Raw genomic sequence first — 868 nt, 5'->3', positions numbered from 1 at the left:
AGAAGTTGTTGGGGATTTTATAACTAGCTGAAAAAAGTGGGTGTCTGCCTACCTTTATGTTGCAACACAATGAAGGTATGGTTACTCAATTTAATGAGCTTACAGACACCCAGTGGCAAGTTATTGAAAACTACTTGCCAACACAACGGAAACGTCGGCTTTGCTTGCGGCAAGTGACGAACGCTATTTTTTATATCCTGCGCACCGGTTGCCAATGGCGTAATTTACCGGCCTGTTACCCAAACTGGCAAGCTGTTTATTATTATTTTGTCAAATGGAAAAAGGAAGATCGTTTAAATCGGCTCAATCGGGCGCTAAATCAGCGGGACCGGACAGGCCAAGGACGAGAACCAACGCCGTCCTTAGTTTGTGTTGATAGTCAGAGCGTTAAACTAGCTCCTTTGCTCTCTGAACAGCGAGGATTAGATGCAGCTAAAAAGGTAAATGGAAGGAAGCGGCAGATCCTCGTTGACACCGGTGGCAGGCTTTGGAATGTGTACGTTCATGCCGCTAATCAGGCCGATAGTCAGGCGGGTGTACATGTCCTAAAAGGAATGGAGTCTTGGAGCCAACGACTCCAGAAAGTGATCACGGATTCGGCTTATGAGGGCTTGTTTTCTGAGGTAGTTAAGCAACAGAGATTGTTGTTTGAAGTGACTACAAAACCTTTTTGGATAAAAGGTTTTGTACCGCTTAGAAAACGGTGGGTAGTCGAACGAACTTTTGCCTGGTTAAACCACTTTAGACGGATTACTAAAGATTATGAACAGACCACCAACAGTGCAGAATCGTGGCTATTGTGGGCTAACTGTGCGTTGATGCTGAACCGATTGGCAAAATGACCGAATAATATTCCCCAACATCTTCT

Annotated in this window: 1 protein-coding gene; it reads left to right on the top strand. The window is 44.8% G+C overall.

Translation table 11 applies throughout. From position 1 onward, the window contains the following. Nucleotides 1–56 precede the first annotated feature (56 nt). Complete coding sequence (locus ACYVH9_RS31600; RefSeq protein ID WP_460640448.1) at nt 57–842, top strand: IS5 family transposase; 786 nt, start codon at nt 57–59, stop codon at nt 840–842. Nucleotides 843–868 lie beyond the last annotated feature (26 nt).

The organism is Larkinella harenae (assembly GCF_054780515.1).
Note: the sequence above shows the minus strand (reverse complement) of the source record. Positions and strands in the feature narration are given on the sequence as shown.

What these genes read in the sequence shown, in the direction of transcription:
- ACYVH9_RS31600 (WP_460640448.1), top strand. Translation starts at nt 57, where the DNA reads ATGTTGCAACACAATGAAGGTATGGTTACTCAATTTAATGAGCTTACA.